The organism is Ensifer sp. BR816 (assembly GCF_000378985.1).
GTDB lineage: Bacteria > Pseudomonadota > Alphaproteobacteria > Rhizobiales > Rhizobiaceae > Sinorhizobium.
In genome coordinates, this window is sequence record NZ_KB905370.1 from 526,408 (window position 1) to 544,700 (window position 18,293).

The following is an 18,293-nucleotide window of genomic DNA, read 5'->3' on the forward strand; positions in this document are numbered from 1 at the left end:
GCATTATTGACGTTTACGTCAAAGTTATATAATTCCGATTAGTGCTTGAAGATACGCTGGAAAAGCAGCATCTTCGCTCGGGAGGGAAGATCGGGAGGGATTTTTCTTCGCCGTGAGCAAGGCCGTTCGTTGCCATTACAGGGAGAGAGATCATGGCGGAAGCAAGCATGCAGCAGGCGGGTTCCGGCGCGGCTAAAAACTGGGTCAAGTCCTATCCGCCGGGCGTGCCCGCCGACATCGGACCACTCCCCTACCGATCGCTCGGCGAGTTCTTCGACCATGCGGTGGCGCAGCATTCCTGGCGACCCGCCTTCACATCAATGGGCAAGTCGCTGAGCTTTGCCGATCTCAATGTCCATTCGAGCCGGCTCGGCGCCTGGCTGCAATCGCTCGGCCTGGCGAAAGGCGATCGCGTCGCCGTGATGATGCCGAACATCCTGCAGAATCCGGTCATCGTCTACGGCATCCTCAGGGCCGGCTACACGGTCGTCAACGTCAATCCGCTCTACACGCCGCGCGAGCTCGAGCATCAGCTGGTCGATGCCGGCGCCAAGGCGATCTTCGTGCTGGAAAACTTTGCCCATACGGTCGAGCAGGTCGTCGCCCGCACCAAGGTCAAGCATGTGGTGGTCGCGACAATGGGCGACATGCTCGGGGTGAAGGGCCTCGTCGTCAACCTCGTCGTACGCCGCGTCAAGAAGCTGGTTCCCGCCTGGTCGCTGCCGGGTCACCACTCGTTCCGAACGGTTCTTGCCAAGGGCGAGAAGCTTCAGCTTGCGAAACCCAATATCGGGCCGACCGATATCGCCTTCCTGCAATATACCGGCGGCACGACCGGCGTTTCCAAGGGCGCCACCCTCACCCATGCCAATCTTCTCGCCAACATGGCGCAGATGGAGCTCTGGCTGAACACGGCCTTCCTGCGCAAGCCGCGCCCGGAAAACCTCACCTTCATGTGCGCCCTGCCGCTCTACCACATCTTCGCGCTGACGGTGAATTCGCTGATGGGGCTCGCGACCGGCGGTAACAACATCCTGATCCCTAATCCGCGCGACATTCCAGCCTTCGTCAAGGAACTGGGCAAGTACAAGACCAACATCTTCCCCGGCCTCAACACGCTGTTCAACGCGCTGATGAACAATCCGGAATTCCAGAAGCTAGACTTCTCCTCGCTGATCCTGACCTTCGGCGGCGGCATGGCCGTGCAGCGACCGGTCGCCGAGCGCTGGCTCGCGATGACGCACTGCCCGATCCATGAAGGCTATGGACTCTCCGAAACCTCGCCGGTCGCCACCGCCAACCGGCTCGATACGGACGAGTTCACCGGCACGATCGGCATGCCTCTGCCTTCCACCGAGGTCGAAATCCGCGACGAGAACGGCAATGCGCTGCCGACCGGCGAAATCGGCGAGATCTGCATCCGCGGCCCGCAGGTGATGGCCGGCTATTGGCAGCGCCCCGACGAAACGGCGAAGGCGATTTCGCCGGACGGCTTCTTCCGCACCGGCGACATCGGCTTCATGAACGCCGCGGGGCTGACGAAGATCGTCGACCGCAAGAAGGACATGATCCTCGTTTCCGGCTTCAACGTCTTCCCGAACGAGATCGAAGAGGTCGTCGCAACCCATCCCGGCATTCTGGAATGCGCCGCGGTCGGTGTTGCCGACCCGCATTCCGGCGAGGCGGTCAAGCTCTTCGTCGTACGCAAGGATCCGAACCTCACGGAAGCGGACGTCAAGCGCCACTGCGCCGAAAACCTCACCAACTACAAGCGACCGCGGCACGTGGAATTCCGCGAGGAACTGCCGAAATCCAATGTCGGCAAGATCCTGCGCAAGGATTTGCGCGATTAAGCGCACGCCTCGCACTCGACACCTCTCGGCCGCCCGAGGGCGGCCTTTTTTCGCTGCAGTGCACACCTGCCCTTGATTTGCCACGTCTAAAGCGACTAGCTATCGCAGCCGATTTCCGATGCAAGGAGCCCTGCGATGAAAGCGCTTGTCGAAAACCTCAAAGCCACTGCACAGGAGACCAATGCAGCCGACATCCGGGCTGCCTTCGCGGCAGATCCGAACCGCTTTGCGCGCTTCAGCACGAGGCTCGACGATCTTCTCCTCGACTATTCGAAATGCGCCGTCAACGACCGGATTCTCGACGGTCTCGAGGCGCTGGCGAAGGCTGCCAAGGTCGAGGAAAAGCGCGACGCCATGTTCCGCGGCGACATCATCAACATCACCGAGGAACGCGCCGTCCTGCACACGGCGCTCAGGAACCGCTCGAACCGGCCGGTTGTCGTCGCCGGCAAGGACGTGATGCCGGACGTCAACGCCGTGCTCGATGCGATGGGCGCCTTCGCCGACGACGTGCGCTCCGGCGCGCTGAAGGGGGCCACCGGCAAGCAGATCACCGACGTCGTCAATATCGGCATCGGCGGCTCCGACCTCGGTCCGGCGATGGTGACGCTGGCGCTCGCACCCTTCCATGACGGTCCGCGGCTGCACTTCGTTTCCAATGTCGACGGCGCCCATATCGCCGATACGTTGAAGCTGCTCGACCCGGAGACCTCGCTCTTCATCGTCGCCTCCAAGACCTTCACGACGATCGAGACGATGACCAATGCGGCGACGGCGCGCGCCTTCATCGCCGGCAGGCTCGGCGAAGCGGCGGTCGGTCACCACTTCGCAGCGGTCTCGACGGCCCTCGACAAGGTCGCCGCCTTCGGCATCGACGCCGCCCGCGTCTTCGGCTTCTGGGATTGGGTCGGCGGCCGCTATTCGATCTGGTCGGCGATCGGCCTGCCGCTGATGCTTGCGGTCGGAAGTGAGAATTTCGGCCGCTTCCTCGATGGCGGCCATGCAATCGACGAGCATTTCCGTACCGCTCCGCTGCGCGAAAACATCCCGATGCTCCTCGGCCTGATCGGCTTCTATCACCGCAACGTGCTCGGCTATCCGTCGCGGGCGATCCTGCCCTACGACCAGCGCCTCTCCCGCTTCCCGGCCTATCTGCAGCAGCTCGACATGGAATCGAACGGCAAGGCCGTGACGCTCGACAGCAAGCCGGTGGAATTTGCGACCGGTCCGGTCGTCTGGGGCGAGCCCGGCACCAACGGCCAGCACGCCTTCTACCAGCTCATCCACCAGGGCACCGACATCATTCCCGCCGAATTCATGATCGCCGCCAACGGCCATGAGAAGGACCTGCGCCACCAGCATCAGCTGCTGATCGCCAACTGCCTGGCGCAGTCGGAAGCGCTGATGAAGGGCCGCACGCTTGCCGAAGCCAAGGCGCAGCTGACCTCGAAGGGCATGGACGAGGCGAAGGCGGACAAGATCGCGCCGCACCGCGTCTTTACCGGCAACCGGCCGTCGCTGACCTTCGTCTACGACCAGCTCGATCCCTTCGCGCTCGGCCGGCTGATCGCTCTCTACGAACACCGCGTCTTTGTCGAAGGCGCGCTCTTCAACATCAACTCCTTCGACCAATGGGGCGTCGAGCTCGGCAAGGAGCTGGCGACCGGCCTGTTGCCGGTCGTCGAAGGTAAGGCGAGCGCCGAGGGCCACGATTCCTCGACCGCCGGCCTCGTTGCGGCGCTGCTACAGGCGGCGCGCTGACGGACAAAAAAAGGGCGCCAACTGGCGCCCTCTCGCACACGGATTTGCTGGCGTCAGAGCCCGATTTCATATTTCCAAGGCGGATTGGCGCCGGCGCGCGACACTGTGACGGCGGCTGCCTTGGCGCCGAGAGCGAGTGCCTGCCGGACGGCCTCGTCGCTCAAGTCCGCGACCTGTTGCTTGGTCAGCAGGTTGTTGAGCTTCAGCGAGGCGAGCACCCCGGCATCGAACGTGTCGCCGGCGCCAACCGTGTCGACGACCGTGACCCGCTCGCTTGCGACCTCGACCTTGTGATTCCGCGTATAGCCGACAGCGCCGTCCGCGCCCCTGGTGATCACCACCAGTTTCGGGCCGCGCTTCAGCCATTCGGCCGCGAGCGCGTCGTGGCTTCCCTCCATGCCGAACCAGGCGAGGTCCTCATCGGAGAACTTGACGATGTCGGACATCGCCGCCATGCGATTCATGCGGGCAAGATGCGCCTCGCGGTCCTTGATGAAGCCGGGGCGGATATTCGGGTCGAAGGAGATCACCCGCTTTTCGTGCTCCCGCGTCATCAACGCTTCATAGGTCGAGCCGCAGGGTTCGGGGATCAGGCTGATCGCGCCGAAATGCAGCGCGTCGCAGAAGTCGCCGAAGGCCGGCAGATGATCGGTGGTGATCATCCGCCCGGCGGTATTCTCGTCGAAGAAGGCGTAGCTCGCATGGCCGTTGACGAGCTTCACGAAGGCGAGCGTGGTGTGCAGCGGCAGCGTCGCGGAGGGGCCGAAATCGACATTCGCCGCTCTCAGCGTCTCCCGCAGGATATCGCCGAACATGTCGTCGGAGAGCCCGGTGAAGAAGCCGGTCGGAATGCCGAGCCTGCCGAGCGCGATCGCCGTGTTGAAGATGGCGCCCCCGGCATAGGGTGCAAAGGCGCTTTCACCGGCCGCCGTCTCGCGCGGCAGCATGTCGATCAGGGCCTCTCCGCAGCAAACAATCATCAACGTCCTCCCTTGAAAACTATTCCATCGACCAGCGTCGCGTCACTGGGCAGCGAGTTCGCCGACACCGCCGTTGCGGGCTGACCAGGCGAGCGGCGCATTGAGGAAGGATTCCACCTCGTTCAGCGTCTTCTCGTCGAACAGCGCCTGGCTGCGGGCGACCGCAAGCACATTGCGCCAGGTGGCGATGTAATGCAGGTCGGCTCCCTTGGACTTCATGTCGCCCCGCGCTTCGGGGAAGATGTCGTAATAGAAGAGGGCGATGCCGTGCTCGACAACGCCACCGGCCGCACGGATCGCGTCGATGAACTTGAACATGGAGCCGCCAGCGGTCGTCAGGTCCTCGATCACCAGGACACGCGCGCCTTCCGGCATGTGGCCCTCGATCTGAGCGTTGCGGCCGTGTCCCTTCGGCGCCTTGCGCACATAGATCATCGGCAGGCCGAGGCGTTCGGCAAGCATCGCCGCAAAGGGGATGCCGGCCGTCTCGCCGCCGGCGACCACGTCGAAACGCTCGAAGCCGGCCTCCCTGAGGATCGTCGCGGCGGCGAAGTCCATCACCGCCGAGCGGATGCGGGGATAGGAGATCAGCTTGCGGCAGTCGATATAGACCGGGCTCGCCATGCCGGAGGAGAGCTTGTAGGGCTGATCGGCGCGAAAATGCACCGCCTTGATCTCCCAAAGCATCTTCGCGACCAGTTCGGCCATCACCGCCTTGTCGGTGAACGCGTTCGAAAACATGACCTCTCCTTCAAAAGCGTGACCCGAAAAGTCGGCATCGGTTTTCGGATTAGTCACGCGAAAAAATCTTAACTAGGCAACCGCCCAGTAGAGCGGGAACATCGGGTCGAATACGGTGATCAGGCCGGCCTCCGTCTCGATCTTGGTGGGATAGCGGACCGGCTCCCTGCCCTTGCGCAAGGTGATCGTTTCCTCATTCGCCGGCAGACCGTACCAGGCGGGGCCGTTCAGCGACGTGAAGGCCTCGAGCCGGTCGAGTGCCCCCTCCTCCTCGAAGACATGGGCAAGGCAGCTCATCGTGTTGAGCGAGGTATAGATGCCGGCGCAACCGCAGGCGCATTCCTTGAGCGGATCGACATGGGGGGCGGAGTCGGTGCCGAGGAAGAACCGCACGTCACCGGAGACTGCAGCCTCCCTGAGCGCCAGACGGTGGCTCTCTCGCTTGGCGACCGGCAGGCAATAATAGTGCGGCTTGACGCCGCCGACGAGGATGGCATTGCGGTTGATGATCAGGTGATGGGTGGTAATCGAGCCCGCGAGGTTGGCCGCATGTTCCTTGATGTAGTCGACCCCGTCCTTCGTCGTCACATGCTCCATCGTGATGCGAAGATCCGGCAGGCGCCGGCGAAGCGGGTCGAGAACCGTTTCGATGAAGACGGCCTCGCGATCAAAGATATCGACTTCCGGCGTCGTCACCTCGCCGTGGACGCAGAGCGGCATGCCGATCTCGGCCATGCGCTCGAGAACAGGCATCGCCTTCGTGATGTCGCGGACGCCGCTGTGCGAATTGGTGGTCGCGCCGGCCGGATAGAGCTTCACCGCCTTGACGAGACCGCTCCTGTAGCCGGCCTCCACGTCGTCGGGGTCGGTTCCCTCGGTGAGGTAGAGCGTCATCAGCGGTTCGAACCGGTCACCGGCAGGGATCGCGGCAAGGATGCGTTCGCGATAGGCGGCCGCATCCGCCGATGTCACCACCGGCGGCACCAGATTGGGCATGACGATGGCGCGGGCGAAATGCCGGCTCGTGTCGCCGATGACGCCACGCAGAACGTCGCCATCACGCAGGTGGAGATGCCAGTCGTCCGGGCGGCGAATAGCGAGCTCTTGCATTTAGGCTTTCTCCCGATGCTCGCGCCCGATCCGCGCGGGCGGCGTCAAAGCCGGCCGATGCGCTTGAAAGGGCGGTAACTCATGTGGTGAACCGCGCCTCGATATCATCATTGCTCCGCCGAACACAATGGCTCGAAGCATATTTCAAAAATCCCGGATCACGAGATCGCTGGCGCGACGGCTGCCGACGACGCGGCGGGCGTTCGGGATATCGTTACCGAAAGCCTTTGTCCGCGCGGTCTCGTCATCATAGCCGTGGTCGTACCAGCGCTGCAGCAGCCGTTGCTCGAGCACATCGATGCCCGGATCGATAAAGATCGAATAGTCGAAGGCGCCATCGAGCCTGTTCCACGGCGCCTCGTCGAGCAGCAGGTAGTTGCCTTCGACGAGGACGATGCGCGTTTCCGGCGCAATCGCTCGCGCCGAAGCGATCGCCAGTTCGCGGGACCGGTCGAACACCGGCACCAGCACCTCACCGTCATCCGCGCGGACCGCCGCCAGCGTCGCCAGGAACGCCCGCACGTCGAAGGTCTCCGGCGCCCCCTTGCGAGGAAGCAATCCCTTTTGCTCGAGGACGGCATTGTCCATGTGGAAGCCGTCCATCGGCAGCACCGCGACGCTTTCCCCCGCCTCGGCGATCGCCTCGGCAAGGCCGTCGGAAAGCGTCGACTTGCCGGCTCCCGGTGGACCGGCGACGGCGACGATGAAACGGCCGGCACCCGCCGCCCGTTTCAGGATCTCGTCCTTCAAGGACTGCACATTCATGCGGCGATTGCCTCGCCGGGCGGCGCCTTGGCACCGGTCATGAAGGCGACGGCATCCGACATCGTGTATTCCTTCGGATTGATGACGCAGAGCCGGCGGCCGAGGCGGTGGATGTGGATCCGGTCCGCAACCTCGAAGACGTGCGGCATATTGTGCGAGATCAGCACGATCGGCAGACCGCGACTGCGCACATCGAGGATCAGTTCCAGAACACGCCGGCTTTCCTTGACGCCGAGCGCCGCGGTCGGCTCGTCCATGATGACGACCTTGGAGCCGAAGGCGGCAGCGCGCGCCACGGCCACACCCTGGCGCTGGCCGCCCGAGAGCGTTTCCACCGCCTGGTTGATGTTCTGGATGGTCATCAGGCCGAGCTCGGACAGCTTCGCCCGCGCCATCTTCTCCATGGCGGCGCGATCGAGAGTGCGGAACAGCTTGCCCAAAAGGCCCTGCTTCCGGATCTCGCGACCGAGGAACATGTTGTCGGCGATCGACAGCGCCGGCGACAAAGCAAGGTTCTGGTAGACCGTCTCGATACCGGCAGCACGCGCCTCCATTGGCGAGCGGAAGTGCACCGGCTGGCCCTCGAGGCGGATCTCGCCTTCGTCCGGAGTGACGGCACCGGAGATCGCCTTGATCATCGAGGACTTGCCGGCGCCGTTGTCGCCGATCACCGCGAGGATTTCACCCGGGTAGAGGTCGAAATCGGCGTTGTCGAGGGCAGTGACGCGGCCATAGCGCTTGACGAGGCCGCGGGCGGTGAGAATGGGTTCCTGTGCCATTACGCTGCTACCTTTCTGATCCACTGGTCGATTGCGACGGCCGAGATGATCAGCACGCCGGTCAGGAAGACCTTCCATTGCGGGTCGGCACCAAGCATGTTGAGGCCCATCGACACGACGCCGACGATCATCGCGCCGATCAGGGTTCCGAGGATCGAGCCGCGGCCGCCGAAGAGCGAGATGCCGCCGATTACGGCCGCGGTAATGGCCTGCAGGTTATAGTCGGTAACGGCTGCCGACGGGGAGATCGAGCCGTTTCGGCCGATCGAGACCCAGGCGGCCAAGGCGGCGATCAGGCCGGCGATCGTATAGGCGCTGAGCAGCACCTTGCCGACGCGGATACCGGAGAGCTTGGCGGCTTCCGGGTCGTCGCCGACCGCATAGAGATGGCGTCCCCAGGCAGTATGGTTCAGCGCGTACCAGAGGCCGAAGACGAGCACGACCATGGCGACGACACCGAGGGTCAACACCGCCGCGCCGACCTTGAAGGTCACGCCGAAGACATGCAGCCACTGGGTCACCGCGGTTACGTCCGCCTCGCGGATGGTCGCGTTTTCCGAGTAGATGAAATTCGTCGACATGATGACGTACCAGGTGCCGAGCGTGACGATGAAGGGTGGCAGTTTCAGCCGGGAAACCAAAAGACCGTTCAAAAGCCCGCAGGCGCCGCCGACCACGAAACCGGCCGCCACGGCGATCGGCGCCGGCAGGCCGTAACTCACGGCGCAATTGCCCATGACGACGGCCGAGATGACCATGACGACGCCGATCGAAAGATCGATGCCGGCCGTCAGGATCACCAGCGTCTGCGCCGCACCGAGCATGCCGACGACAGCAATCTGCTGAAGGATCAGCGTCAGCGTGTAGGACGAGAAGAACCTGCCGCCGATCGCCAGACCGAAGACGAGGATCGACGCGACGAGGACGACGAACGGCACGGCGGCTGGCGTCGAATGGAGAAAATGCTGGATTTTTTGAAGCGGCGTCTTGTCGTGCGTGTCGAAGGACGCCACATCCGTCGAACTGTTGACCAGGACCTTTTCGAATTCCTGGGATGGTTGTGCGGCTGTGTTTGGCTCGGCCATGGAGACTCCTCCCATAACCCCCACTCTCAAGGGGGCGCATTATTGCCGGATGCGCGGCCCGCCGGTTGTCACGGCAGGTCTCAGAACCTTTTTCGATCACGGTCAGTCCGGACTGTCCATCCAGGTCGCAACCGTGACGGTTCCGAGAAGCCAGAGCGGTGCGCGCGCGAAAGCGCATCGCGACTTCCGTCTATCCCGCTCTCAAATTTGCGCAGGTTTCGCGCCTTGTCAAAGAGATCGGCGCTTATGCGAAGGGCGGCCGGGGCCGCCCTTCCTATCGGTTGCTTCCGGACAGGCGGGCGATCAGCCCCAGCACTTCTCCGTGCCGACCTTCGTGTCGATCGATTCGACGCCGGCAGCCGGCTTGTCGGTGACGAGCGCCACACCGGTATCGAAGAAGTCCTTGCCTTCGGTCGGCTTCGGCTTCTCCCCGGTCTCGGCGAATTTCTTGATCGCCTCGATGCCGAGCGCGGCCATCATCAGCGGATATTGCTGCGACGTGGCGCCGATGACGCCCTCGGCAACAGACTTGACACCCGGGCAACCGCCGTCGACCGATACGATCAGCACGTCCTTCTCCTTGCCGACAGCCTTGAGCGCCTGGTAGGCGCCTACAGCGGCGGGCTCGTTGATGGTGTGGATGACGTTGATGTCCGGATCCTTCTGCAGAAGGTTTTCCATCGCCGTGCGGCCACCTTCCTCGTTGCCGTTCGTCACGTCATGGCCGACGATGCGCGGATCGTCCTCGTCACCGATCTTGTTCGGATCCTTGGGATCGATACCGAAGCCGATCATGAAGCCCTGATCGCGCAGCACGTCGACGGTCGGCTGAGACGGGGTCAGATCGAGGAAGCCGACCTTTGCGGTCTTCGCGTTTTCACCCATCGTTGCGGCCGCCCACTGGCCGATCAGCTTGCCCGCCAGCAGGTTGTCGGTCGCGAATGTCGCGTCTGCGGCCGTTGCCGGATCGAGAGGCGTATCGAGCGCGATCACCAGAACGCCGGCGGCCTGCGCCTTCTTGACCTGGTCGACGATCGCCTTGGTATCGGACGCGGCAATGAGAATGCCCTTCGCACCATCGGCGATGCAGGATTCGATAGCGGCAACCTGGCTGTCGTGGTCACCATCGACCTTGCCGGCATAGGCCTTCAGCGTGACGCCGAGTTCCTGTGCCTTGGCGGTCGCGCCTTCCTTCATCTTGACGAAGAAGGGGTTGGTGTCGGTCTTGGTGATGAGGCAGGCGGAAACGTCGGCCGCCTGCGACGGCGACGCGAAGGCAACGCCGAGAGCGAGCGCGCCGAATGCGGTGGAAAGAACAGTTTTCTTCATCAAACCCTCCCAAGGTTCAAATATTGCCGGAACCGGCCTTCAGGCTTCACCGCCGCAGCATTCTCCTCCTGCGGACGGCGCTTCCGAGCGTCAATCAAACACCAATTTTTCGGAGTGTCAATAAATAAATCAAATTGAATTATTATTTGGATGTGGCATTCTGCGTGCAGTATCAGACCACGGCGCGAGCGCCCGGCGGCCGACAGAGCCGGCGGGAGAAGAAACGACAGATCTCGCGAGCAGGATGCCAACGGGAGGAGACGGTGGCATGTCACTGACAGATCCGCATGGAGGATCGGCGCAACCCGATGTGATCGACCCGAGCGGCGGGGCGAACCAGACGCGCGTGCGCGCCTATAATGAACGGCTTGTCATGTCGCTGGTGCGCCGCCACGGCAGCCTGTCGAAGGCAGATATTGCGCGCCGATCCGGCCTTTCAGCGCAAACCGTGTCGGTGATCATGCGTGCGCTGGAGGCGGACGGGATGCTGATGCGCGGCGCGCCCGTGCGCGGCCGCGTCGGCCAGCCCTCGATCCCCATGCGCCTCAATCCCGATGCCGTCTACTCCTTCGGGGTCAAGATCGGCCGCCGCAGCGCCGACCTGGTACTGATGGATTTTCTCGGCACCATCCGCCTGCATCTCCACCAGATCCACATCTATCCGCTGCCCGAGGAACTCGTCGCCTTCATAGTCGAGGGCATCGCCAAACTCGAAAAGGAACTCGCCCCCGAGGATCGCAAGCGCATCGTGGGCGTCGGCATCGCAACGCCCTTCGAACTGTGGAACTGGGCCGAGGAGGTCGGGGCGCCGCACGAAGAGATGGACAGGTGGCGCGATTTCGACCTTGAGGCGGCGGTCGCCGCGCGCACGCCGCACCCGGTCTTCCTGCAGAACGACGGCACGAGCGCCTGCGGCGCGGAACTCGCCTTCGGCGTCGGCGCCAACTATCCGGATTTCGTCTATTTCTACATCGGCTCGTTCATCGGCGGCGGCGTCGTGCTCAATTCCGCCCTGTTCTCCGGCCGGACCGGCACGGCCGGTGCCGTCGGTCCGCTGCCGGTTTCGGGCAAGGACGGCAAGACGACGCAACTGCTGAAGATCGCCTCGGTGTTCGTCCTGGAAAAACTGCTGCGCGATCGCGGCATGGATCCGAAGCCGCTCTGGTATTCGGCCGACGACTGGATCGATTTCGGCGAGCCGCTCGAGGTCTGGATCCAGGATTCGGCGGCAGCCCTTGCCCAGGCCATCGTCTCGGCCGTGTCGATCGTCGACTTCTCCGCCGCCGTGATCGACGGCGGCTTCCCGCCCTGGGTGCGGGCCCGCCTGCTGGCCGCGACGCGCAAGGCGCTGCAGGAACTCGACCTTCAGGGCGTCACGGTTCCGGACCTCGTCGAGGGTGCGGTCGGAAGCCACGCGCGGGCGATCGGCGGAGCGAGCCTGCCCCTCTTTTCCCGCTATCTGCTCGATACGAACGTCCTCTTCAAGGAGCTTACCTGATGCTGAAAGGAATAAACCCCATCCTGAGCCCGGAACTGCTGGCCGCGCTCAGGGCGATGGGGCATGGCGACGAGATCGCGCTCGTCGACGGGAACTATCCGGGCCAGGAGCATGCGCGCCGGCTGGTGCGGCTCGACGGCCACCACCTGATCCCGGCGCTCGATGCCATCCTCAGCGTGCTGCCGATCGATGATTTCGTGCCCGCGGCAATCTTCCGTGCCACGGTCAAGCAGGACAAGGACGCCCTAGATCCGGTTCACCGGGACATCGTCGAATGCTGCCGCAAGCACGAACCGTCGCAGCCGGTCGTTGCGCTTCTCGGCGGAGATTTCTATCCGCGCGTGAAAGCTGCCCATACGGTCGTGCAGACCAGCGAACCTCGGCTCTACGGCAATGTCATCCTGCGCAAGGGTGTGATCTATCCCTGAGGTCACGCGATAACGCAAGGAACCCACCGGCGGTGCCGGCGGGTTCCTTTTTATCATCGCACGACCCGGTCGCCGTTAGGCGGCGACAGTGTTGCCGACGCGTGCGTCAACCGAGAGCGCACCCGGGCCGAAGCTGGCAAGCACCAGGAAGGCACCGGCAATGGTGATGTTCTTCATCATCATGATCTGGTTGAACATCGACAAGAGGCCGTTTGCCGCTTCCGGGAAGTCGGGAACGTTGATCGGGCCGCTGTGGAAAACGAAGGCGGTGACGAGGCAGAAGGCGGCGAGCAGATAGGACGCGACGCGCGTCTGGAAGCCGACCAGAACGGCAAGGCCCGCGACGAGCTCGAAGAGACCGGCGAGATAGGCGAGCGCCGTTGCCGCAGGCCATCCGGCATTGGTGATCATGCCGGCGGTGCCCGCCGGATCGGCGAGCTTGCCGAAGCCGGAGACGATGAACATGATCGAGAGAAGAACGCGCCCGATGAGGACGATGACATTCTGAGGCATGCGCGAGGCTCCTGTTGGAAACTGATTTGCAGCAGGAATATCAGCATTTTGCGAATCGGCCAGCCGCCCTGGCGGAAACAGATCGTTCACAATTTCGAGACGACGGCGTGATGTCGTCAACGCTTTCCGGCAAATGCCTCGGTCGCCAAGCTCTTTTCTGTTGCAACAAGCCGCGACTGTGTGAAAAATTCCCGCGCTTAGGGCACGCGGGGAAATCTCATGACCGAAATCAACCGGAGTCCCGCCTTCTGGCGGTCCTTTCCGATTTTTGAAGAGTTCGACAAGGAAACGCTCTGCGAACTCGCCGATATCGTCAGTTACCGGAAATGGCCCGCGGGCACGGTCATCTTCCAGCGCGGCGACGAGGGCAACCACATGATCGTCGTGGTTTCCGGGCGGATCAAGCTTTCGCTGTTCACGCCGCAGGGCCGGGAGTTGATCCTGCGCCAGCACGAGGCGGGGGCGCTGTTCGGCGAAATGGCGGTGCTCGACGACCAGCCGCGCTCGGCCGACGCAACCGCGGTCACCGTCGCCGAGGGTTATGTGATCGGCAAGAAGGCTTTCCTCGATCTCATCACCCAGAAGCCAAGGATCGCCGAGGCGGTCATCCGCTTCCTCTGCGCGCAATTGCGCGACACGACGGACCGACTGGAAACGATCGCGCTCTATGATCTCAACGCCCGCGTCGCACGCTTCTTTCTGGCGACGCTCAGGCAGATCCACGGTAACGAACTGCCGGCAAGCGCCAATCTTCGCCTGGCGCTGAGCCAGACCGACATCGCCGCCATTCTCGGCGCCAGCCGGCCGAAGGTGAACCGCGCCATCGTCTGGCTGGAGGAATGCGGCGCTCTCAAGCGGACGGACGGCATCGTCTCGTGTAATGTGGGACGCCTGTTGAACATCGCCGATCCACCGGAGGACTAGGCCGATTGAGCCTGACGCCATGGCCGCATCGCCGCATCAGCCCGCTTGCCGGCGGGATCATTGCGAGTCTGGCTGCGGCGCTTATGCTCTACCTCAATGCCGAAACGGTGTTCCGCACGCCGCGTGAGCTTTTCTTCGACAATCTCACCCAATGGGTCCCCTCGCCGCGTTCGCCAGACATCGTCGTGGTCGACATCGATCGGGTGGCCTTCGAGGCGAGATCGGAAAGCTGGGACAGGGGTGCGACGGCCGAACTGATATCGCGGCTTGCAGCCGCCGGCGCCAAGGCGATTGCCGTCGACTTCGTCTTCAGCTCCGACTGCGATCCGGCAACGCCGACAAATTCCGCCCTCGCCTCGGCGATCGGCGAAGCGCCGGTGGTGCTCGGCTTCCTGGCCGCCGAACGCGCCCTGGAGCACCCGCGCCCGGTACCTCCGCTGGCGTTGCGGCGAGAGCTTGCCGTCCCCGAGCAATGGTTCATCCAGGGCGCGGAGACCGCCTGCCCGATCTTCATGGACCGGTCGAAGGCGGCGACGGCGGCATTCCTTGTCGGAGACGGCGATGCGCGCGTCCGGCGCGCGCAGGCCTTTGCCATCCTTGACAATGACGCTTTTCCGGCACTCGGCATCGAAGCGGGCCGGCTCGGCGCGGCAAGCAGCACGCCGGTGCTCGGCGGCGAGCCGGCCTGGCTCAGGCTCGACCACGCGATCATTCCACTCGACGCGGACGGCAACCTTCGTTTCGTGGCGAGTTCGGAAGCAGCCCTTGCCGCCCGGACGGTTTCGGCGGCCGACGTGATGGCCAGCCGGATCGACAAAAGCCGGATCGCCGGCAAGCTGGTGTTCCTCGGCAGCAGCATGCCGAGCCTTGGCGGGCTGAGGCCGACCGCCTCGATGCCGCTCGAGCCCTCGGTGCAGATTCATGCCGACATAGCCAACGCTGTGGTGACGGGCTTCGTGCCCTATCGCGATGGCGACCTGCCCCTGATCGAGGCATTGTTCAGTCTTGCTGCGGGTGTCGCTGCCGCCTATGGCGCAACCAAACTCCGTCCCTTGACGACCCTGACGCTCGGCACCGCGGCCGTGCTTTTCGTCAGTGCCTTCGCCGCCGTGATCTACGGCACGACCGGCTGGCTCTTCGACGCGGTCGGCATCTCGGTCGCGCTGGTGGCGATCCTCGTGGTGACGAGCGCACTGCAACTCGCCCGGGTGCGGCGCGCCGAAGCGATCGCCCGTCAGAAATTCTCGCAGTATCTGCCGCAATCGGTGGTGGCTCGCTACATAGACGATCCGGACCGCGGCGGTGCGACCGGCGAAGAGCGACCGGTAACCGCTTTGTTCACCGACATCGAAGGCTTCTCGACGCTTTCTCAGAAACTCGGGCCTCGCGACCTGGTGGCCCTGCTCGACATCTATTTCACGGAGGTGAATGCGCTCGTTGCCCGCCATGGCGGCATGGTCGACAAGGTGGTCGGCGATGCGGTCCATTCGCTCTTCAACGCGCCGGAAGATCTCGTCGATCACGTCGACAAGGCCGTTCGATGCGCCATCGCCATCCACGCCCTGACGGAAGAAATGCGGCAGCGACCGCAATTTGCCGCGCATGATTTCGGCAGGACCCGCATCGGCATCGAGACAGGACCGGCCGTGCTTGGAGAAGTCGGCGCCGGCGGAAAGCTCGACTATACCGCCCACGGCGACGCCGTCAGCCTTGCCGCGCGTCTCCAGGAAGCCAACAAGTTCCTCGGCACGGCGATCTGCATCGGCCCGGCAGCCGCCGCCGAGTGCACAGTTGCGCTTCGCGCGCTCGGCGAGCATGAGATCCGCAGCTTCGGATCGATGGAATTGTTCACCGTCGCCGACGTGGCCTGAACTAGTCTATCTCAGCCCGACGCTCGCATAGGCCTCGCGTATGCGCGCCTGTCCCCATCGCGTCACCTCGCCTGGAGCTGCGCCAGGGCGGTCGAAATCCACGCCCTCGCCGGCGGTCAGCATCCGCGTCCTGCCGCCGCCCGCGACGCTGACCGCACCGTGTTCGACGAAGACGGCGAAGGCAGCCGCGCGGCTCGGACCGCAGAAAAATTTCGTGCCGCGAACGCCGATCATCCCGAATGCCGTGCGGACCGCGACGTCCACCTTCGGCAGCCCCTCGGGCCGGTCGAAGACCATTCGGCCGAGGCCGAGCTCGAGCGTGCCTCCCTCGCCGGCGATGAAACTGTCGATCAACAGTTCCGTTTGGGGTCCAAGCAGGATGCGGGTTTCGCTGAGGGCGAGATCGGCAAAACTGTTGGTACTCGTCGTGACGTAGTCCCGGTCGAGTACGGCACCGCCTGCGGCAAGCCGCTCCTCGGCCTCCCCCTGCCGACGGCGGACATTGCCGCGTATCTTCTGCGCCTTGCCGACGACCGAACCGCTGGCGGCCGCAGCCATCCGGCCGCCGATTGCCGCCATGACCAGGCCGCCGAGCAGCATCCTTCTTCTGATATATAGCTGCGGCATCGGCTTCTTCCCGCTGCGCCGAGGCAGCGCTCCCTGTTCCAGCCGAGGATAGACCGGCGCATAGAGGATGCAAGACGCCTTACTGGCCCCTGTCAGGTTCCGGACGCTCAGGGTTCCGGCTGTTTCGCTTGGAACAGGCGCCGCCTCGCGGCAGTTCTAGGATCGTGGCCGGACAAGGGAGACTGTCATGAATACCCGCATCAGACCGACCAATCGCATCGCAAGCCACCTTGCGACTGCGCTGCTTCTGTCCTTCGCCGCGATCGCCGCGCCTGCGGCGCACGCCGCCGATCTCACCGCCGCCGACCTATGCGACCGGGAGGCCGGCAGCGAACTTGATCTCGAGCGCAACAGAACCTTTCCGCCCGTCGCCACTGAAGATATCCGCATCGGCGTCGCGCTGTCGGCCTGCCGCGAGGCCTATAACCAGCATGGCGGCGCGCGGGCGCAGTTCCAGCTTGCCCGCGTTCTCGACCGGGCCGGCGAGAAACTGAAGTCGCTTCGCATTCTCGGCGAGGCCGCGCAAAACGGCCACGCCCTGGCGATGGCGATGTACGGCACCCGCCTTGTGGAGCGCGGCGAAACGGAAGCGGCCTTCGATCTCTATCAGCGCGCTGCGGCTGCGGGCAATGTCATCGCCGCCCGCAATCTCGCCGTCGCCTATCGAGACGGCGTCGGCACGCGGGTCGACGGCGCCCTTGCGGCGCAGTGGTTCGAACGGGCGAAGACGGACCCGCTCCAGTGAAGGCAACGTTCGCGCGCCATACGCCGAAACCCGGCCTCACCGAATCTCGCCCGCCTGCGGCCCCCAGGTATCGGTCAGCGCAAAGCCATCGGCGAGCGGATCGAACGGGTCGAGCGCCAGCTGATGAAGACCGAAGGTCCAGCCCCGGCCCGAAATGGTCGGAATGATCGCCTCCCGCCCAGCGACCGTGGTCACGGCTTCGAGACCCACTTCGAATTCCGAGCCGATGATCGAGCGGGACTTCAGCACGTCGCCTGGCTTGACCTTGCCGCGCGCATGGAGCGTGGCGAGATTGGCGGAGCTGCCGGTGCCGCAGGGCGAGCGGTCGACCCGCCCCGGCCACATGGTGGTGCAGGTCCGGACCGTTCCGTCCGCCTCCGTATCGCGGAACATCACATAGGCTACGCCCTTGATCTCCGGGATTTCCGGATGCACGACGGGAAGCGTGCGATTGACGATGTCCTTCAGGGCCATGCCCGCTTCGACGATCCGGCGTGCATTCGCCTTGTCGATCGTCGTCCCGATCTGGTTGACGTCGACCAGCGCATAGAACACCCCGCCGAAGCAGAGATCGAGCTTGATGCGGCCCCATTCGGGCGTGTCCACCCCGACATCCAGCTCGTGAACGAAGGACGGCACCATGGTGAGCTTCACTCTCTCGCAACGCCCGTCGCGGCAGGTGGCCGTCGCCTTCACGAGACCCGCGGCCGTGTCGAGCATCACCACCGTTTCCGGCTCCTTCATCTCGATCATGCCGGATTCGAGCAGCGCCGTTGCAACGCAGATCGAATTGGAGCCGGACATGGCATGGGCCTGATCGGCCTGCAGGATGATGAAGCCGGCATCCGCCTCCGGCCGCTTCGGCGGCAGCAATAGATTGACGGAGCCGATCGATGCAGCGCGCGGCTCGAGGCAGAGGAAGCGGCGCAGGCTGTCATCGACCGTGTTGATATGGTTCAGCTGCTCGGCGATCGAGCCGCCCGGGATCTTCGGCACGCCGCCGATCGCCACCTTGCCGATCTCGCCCTCGCAATGAACGTCCAGCAGCTGGATCGTGCGCTTCCATCTCATGACCGTGACTCCGGATCTGGCGTACGAGGCTCCTGATATATCAGTACCCCGACTTGATCCATACAGCCTTCGCGGTCCGGCCGCAAGAGCACCGACGGGCGCAGTGGCAAGAGCTTTTATCAAGGGCACGCGCGCTCCCCATGCACCCAAAGTTGCCGCTTGACGCTCGGGCGCAAGCGCGGGAGCGTGGACACAAGACGCATCGCTCCGGGC

General features: G+C 64.1%; 17 protein-coding genes. 7 read left to right on the forward strand and 10 right to left on the reverse strand.

The features are described from left to right. The first annotated feature begins 152 nt into the window (after positions 1-152). Together RHIBR816_RS0102500 and pgi are read left to right on the forward strand one after the other, a co-directional pair. Entirely contained in the window at positions 153-1,853 is a 1,701-nt protein-coding gene (locus RHIBR816_RS0102500) for a long-chain fatty acid--CoA ligase (protein ID WP_018234954.1), read from the forward strand. 135 nt (positions 1,854-1,988) lie between these two features. Further along, positions 1,989-3,614, forward strand: a complete 1,626-nt coding sequence (gene pgi / locus RHIBR816_RS0102505) for a glucose-6-phosphate isomerase (protein WP_018234955.1) — start codon at positions 1,989-1,991, stop codon at positions 3,612-3,614. 53 nt (positions 3,615-3,667) lie between these two features. On the opposite strand, the gene RHIBR816_RS0102510 is transcribed toward pgi, so the two are convergent. The 7 genes from RHIBR816_RS0102510 to RHIBR816_RS0102540 all read right to left on the reverse strand — a co-directional run bounded on the left by RHIBR816_RS0102510 (position 3,668) and on the right by RHIBR816_RS0102540 (position 10,403). Then, complete coding sequence (locus RHIBR816_RS0102510) at positions 3,668-4,594, reverse strand: carbohydrate kinase (RefSeq protein ID WP_018234956.1); 927 nt, start codon at positions 4,592-4,594, stop codon at positions 3,668-3,670. Between the two features lie 42 nt (positions 4,595-4,636). After that, a complete protein-coding gene (locus RHIBR816_RS0102515) occupies positions 4,637-5,335 on the reverse strand; it encodes an orotate phosphoribosyltransferase (RefSeq protein ID WP_018234957.1) in 699 nt (232 codons plus the stop codon). 72 nt (positions 5,336-5,407) lie between these two features. Continuing rightward, a complete protein-coding gene (gene pyrC, locus RHIBR816_RS0102520; protein WP_018234958.1) occupies positions 5,408-6,445 on the reverse strand; it encodes a dihydroorotase in 1,038 nt (345 codons plus the stop codon). A gap of 144 nt (positions 6,446-6,589) precedes the next feature. Continuing rightward, entirely contained in the window at positions 6,590-7,210 is a 621-nt protein-coding gene (locus RHIBR816_RS0102525) for a nucleoside triphosphate hydrolase (RefSeq protein ID WP_018234959.1), read from the reverse strand. Next, a complete protein-coding gene (locus RHIBR816_RS0102530; protein ID WP_018234960.1) occupies positions 7,207-7,989 on the reverse strand; it encodes an ATP-binding cassette domain-containing protein in 783 nt (260 codons plus the stop codon). The genes RHIBR816_RS0102525 and RHIBR816_RS0102530 overlap by 4 nt, the downstream gene beginning before the upstream one ends. After that, the gene (locus tag RHIBR816_RS0102535; RefSeq protein ID WP_018234961.1) at positions 7,989-9,074 is read right to left on the reverse strand and encodes an ABC transporter permease; all 1,086 of its coding nucleotides are present in this window, start codon (positions 9,072-9,074) and stop codon (positions 7,989-7,991) included. The genes RHIBR816_RS0102530 and RHIBR816_RS0102535 overlap by 1 nt, the downstream gene beginning before the upstream one ends. Before the next feature lie 303 nt (positions 9,075-9,377). Next, on the reverse strand, positions 9,378-10,403 hold the full coding sequence (locus RHIBR816_RS0102540) for a sugar ABC transporter substrate-binding protein (protein WP_018234962.1): 1,026 nt from the start codon (positions 10,401-10,403) through the stop codon (positions 9,378-9,380). A 268-nt stretch (positions 10,404-10,671) separates the two neighbouring features. Between RHIBR816_RS0102540 and RHIBR816_RS0102545 the strand changes: the two genes are divergently transcribed. Next, positions 10,672-11,901: an ROK family transcriptional regulator gene (locus RHIBR816_RS0102545; protein ID WP_018234963.1), complete on the forward strand. Its 1,230-nt coding sequence runs from the start codon at positions 10,672-10,674 to the stop codon at positions 11,899-11,901. After that, positions 11,901-12,329: an RbsD/FucU family protein gene (locus RHIBR816_RS0102550; protein ID WP_018234964.1), complete on the forward strand. Its 429-nt coding sequence runs from the start codon at positions 11,901-11,903 to the stop codon at positions 12,327-12,329. Before RHIBR816_RS0102545 ends, RHIBR816_RS0102550 begins: the two co-directional genes overlap by 1 nt. Before the next feature lie 75 nt (positions 12,330-12,404). Here the strand turns inward: RHIBR816_RS0102550 and RHIBR816_RS0102555 are convergent, their stop codons facing one another. Beyond that, positions 12,405-12,842 carry a DoxX family protein gene (locus RHIBR816_RS0102555; protein ID WP_018234965.1) on the reverse strand — a complete coding sequence of 146 codons (438 nt, stop codon included), beginning with the start codon at positions 12,840-12,842 and terminating at the stop codon, positions 12,405-12,407. Positions 12,843-13,061: 219 nt separating this feature from the next. Between RHIBR816_RS0102555 and RHIBR816_RS0102560 the strand changes: the two genes are divergently transcribed. Both RHIBR816_RS0102560 and RHIBR816_RS0102565 read left to right on the forward strand, forming a co-directional pair. Further along, a complete protein-coding gene (locus RHIBR816_RS0102560) occupies positions 13,062-13,766 on the forward strand; it encodes a Crp/Fnr family transcriptional regulator (RefSeq protein ID WP_018234966.1) in 705 nt (234 codons plus the stop codon). An 83-nt stretch (positions 13,767-13,849) separates the two neighbouring features. Further along, the gene (locus tag RHIBR816_RS0102565) at positions 13,850-15,637 is read left to right on the forward strand and encodes a CHASE2 domain-containing protein (RefSeq protein ID WP_052522712.1); all 1,788 of its coding nucleotides are present in this window, start codon (positions 13,850-13,852) and stop codon (positions 15,635-15,637) included. Positions 15,638-15,643: 6 nt separating this feature from the next. Here the strand turns inward: RHIBR816_RS0102565 and RHIBR816_RS0102570 are convergent, their stop codons facing one another. After that, positions 15,644-16,264 (reverse strand): FecR domain-containing protein, encoded by a 621-nt coding sequence (locus tag RHIBR816_RS0102570; protein WP_026186569.1) that lies wholly within the window; start codon positions 16,262-16,264, stop codon positions 15,644-15,646. Positions 16,265-16,451: 187 nt separating this feature from the next. Here RHIBR816_RS0102570 and RHIBR816_RS0102575 point away from each other — a divergent pair, with 187 nt between their 5' ends. After that, positions 16,452-17,009 (forward strand): sel1 repeat family protein, encoded by a 558-nt coding sequence (locus RHIBR816_RS0102575; RefSeq protein ID WP_018234969.1) that lies wholly within the window; start codon positions 16,452-16,454, stop codon positions 17,007-17,009. A 36-nt stretch (positions 17,010-17,045) separates the two neighbouring features. Here RHIBR816_RS0102575 and RHIBR816_RS0102580 read toward each other — a convergent pair whose 3' ends face one another. Then, entirely contained in the window at positions 17,046-18,080 is a 1,035-nt protein-coding gene (locus RHIBR816_RS0102580) for a proline racemase family protein (protein ID WP_018234970.1), read from the reverse strand. Between the last annotated feature and the right edge of the window lie 213 nt (positions 18,081-18,293).

Excerpts from the sequence above, each read along its gene's own strand:
- RHIBR816_RS0102500 (WP_018234954.1), top strand. The coding sequence starts at position 153 with ATGGCGGAAGCAAGCATGCAGCAGGCGGGTTCCGGCGCGGCTAAAAAC.
- pgi (WP_018234955.1), top strand. The coding sequence starts at position 1,989 with ATGAAAGCGCTTGTCGAAAACCTCAAAGCCACTGCACAGGAGACCAAT.
- RHIBR816_RS0102510 (WP_018234956.1), bottom strand. The coding sequence starts at position 4,594 with ATGATTGTTTGCTGCGGAGAGGCCCTGATCGACATGCTGCCGCGCGAG.
- RHIBR816_RS0102515 (WP_018234957.1), bottom strand. The coding sequence starts at position 5,335 with ATGTTTTCGAACGCGTTCACCGACAAGGCGGTGATGGCCGAACTGGTC.
- pyrC (WP_018234958.1), bottom strand. The coding sequence starts at position 6,445 with ATGCAAGAGCTCGCTATTCGCCGCCCGGACGACTGGCATCTCCACCTG.
- RHIBR816_RS0102525 (WP_018234959.1), bottom strand. The coding sequence starts at position 7,210 with ATGAATGTGCAGTCCTTGAAGGACGAGATCCTGAAACGGGCGGCGGGT.
- RHIBR816_RS0102530 (WP_018234960.1), bottom strand. The coding sequence starts at position 7,989 with ATGGCACAGGAACCCATTCTCACCGCCCGCGGCCTCGTCAAGCGCTAT.
- RHIBR816_RS0102535 (WP_018234961.1), bottom strand. The coding sequence starts at position 9,074 with ATGGCCGAGCCAAACACAGCCGCACAACCATCCCAGGAATTCGAAAAG.
- RHIBR816_RS0102540 (WP_018234962.1), bottom strand. The coding sequence starts at position 10,403 with ATGAAGAAAACTGTTCTTTCCACCGCATTCGGCGCGCTCGCTCTCGGC.
- RHIBR816_RS0102545 (WP_018234963.1), top strand. The coding sequence starts at position 10,672 with ATGTCACTGACAGATCCGCATGGAGGATCGGCGCAACCCGATGTGATC.
- RHIBR816_RS0102550 (WP_018234964.1), top strand. The coding sequence starts at position 11,901 with ATGCTGAAAGGAATAAACCCCATCCTGAGCCCGGAACTGCTGGCCGCG.
- RHIBR816_RS0102555 (WP_018234965.1), bottom strand. The coding sequence starts at position 12,842 with ATGCCTCAGAATGTCATCGTCCTCATCGGGCGCGTTCTTCTCTCGATC.
- RHIBR816_RS0102560 (WP_018234966.1), top strand. The coding sequence starts at position 13,062 with ATGACCGAAATCAACCGGAGTCCCGCCTTCTGGCGGTCCTTTCCGATT.
- RHIBR816_RS0102565 (WP_052522712.1), top strand. The coding sequence starts at position 13,850 with ATGCTCTACCTCAATGCCGAAACGGTGTTCCGCACGCCGCGTGAGCTT.
- RHIBR816_RS0102570 (WP_026186569.1), bottom strand. The coding sequence starts at position 16,264 with ATGCCGCAGCTATATATCAGAAGAAGGATGCTGCTCGGCGGCCTGGTC.
- RHIBR816_RS0102575 (WP_018234969.1), top strand. The coding sequence starts at position 16,452 with ATGAATACCCGCATCAGACCGACCAATCGCATCGCAAGCCACCTTGCG.
- RHIBR816_RS0102580 (WP_018234970.1), bottom strand. The coding sequence starts at position 18,080 with ATGAGATGGAAGCGCACGATCCAGCTGCTGGACGTTCATTGCGAGGGC.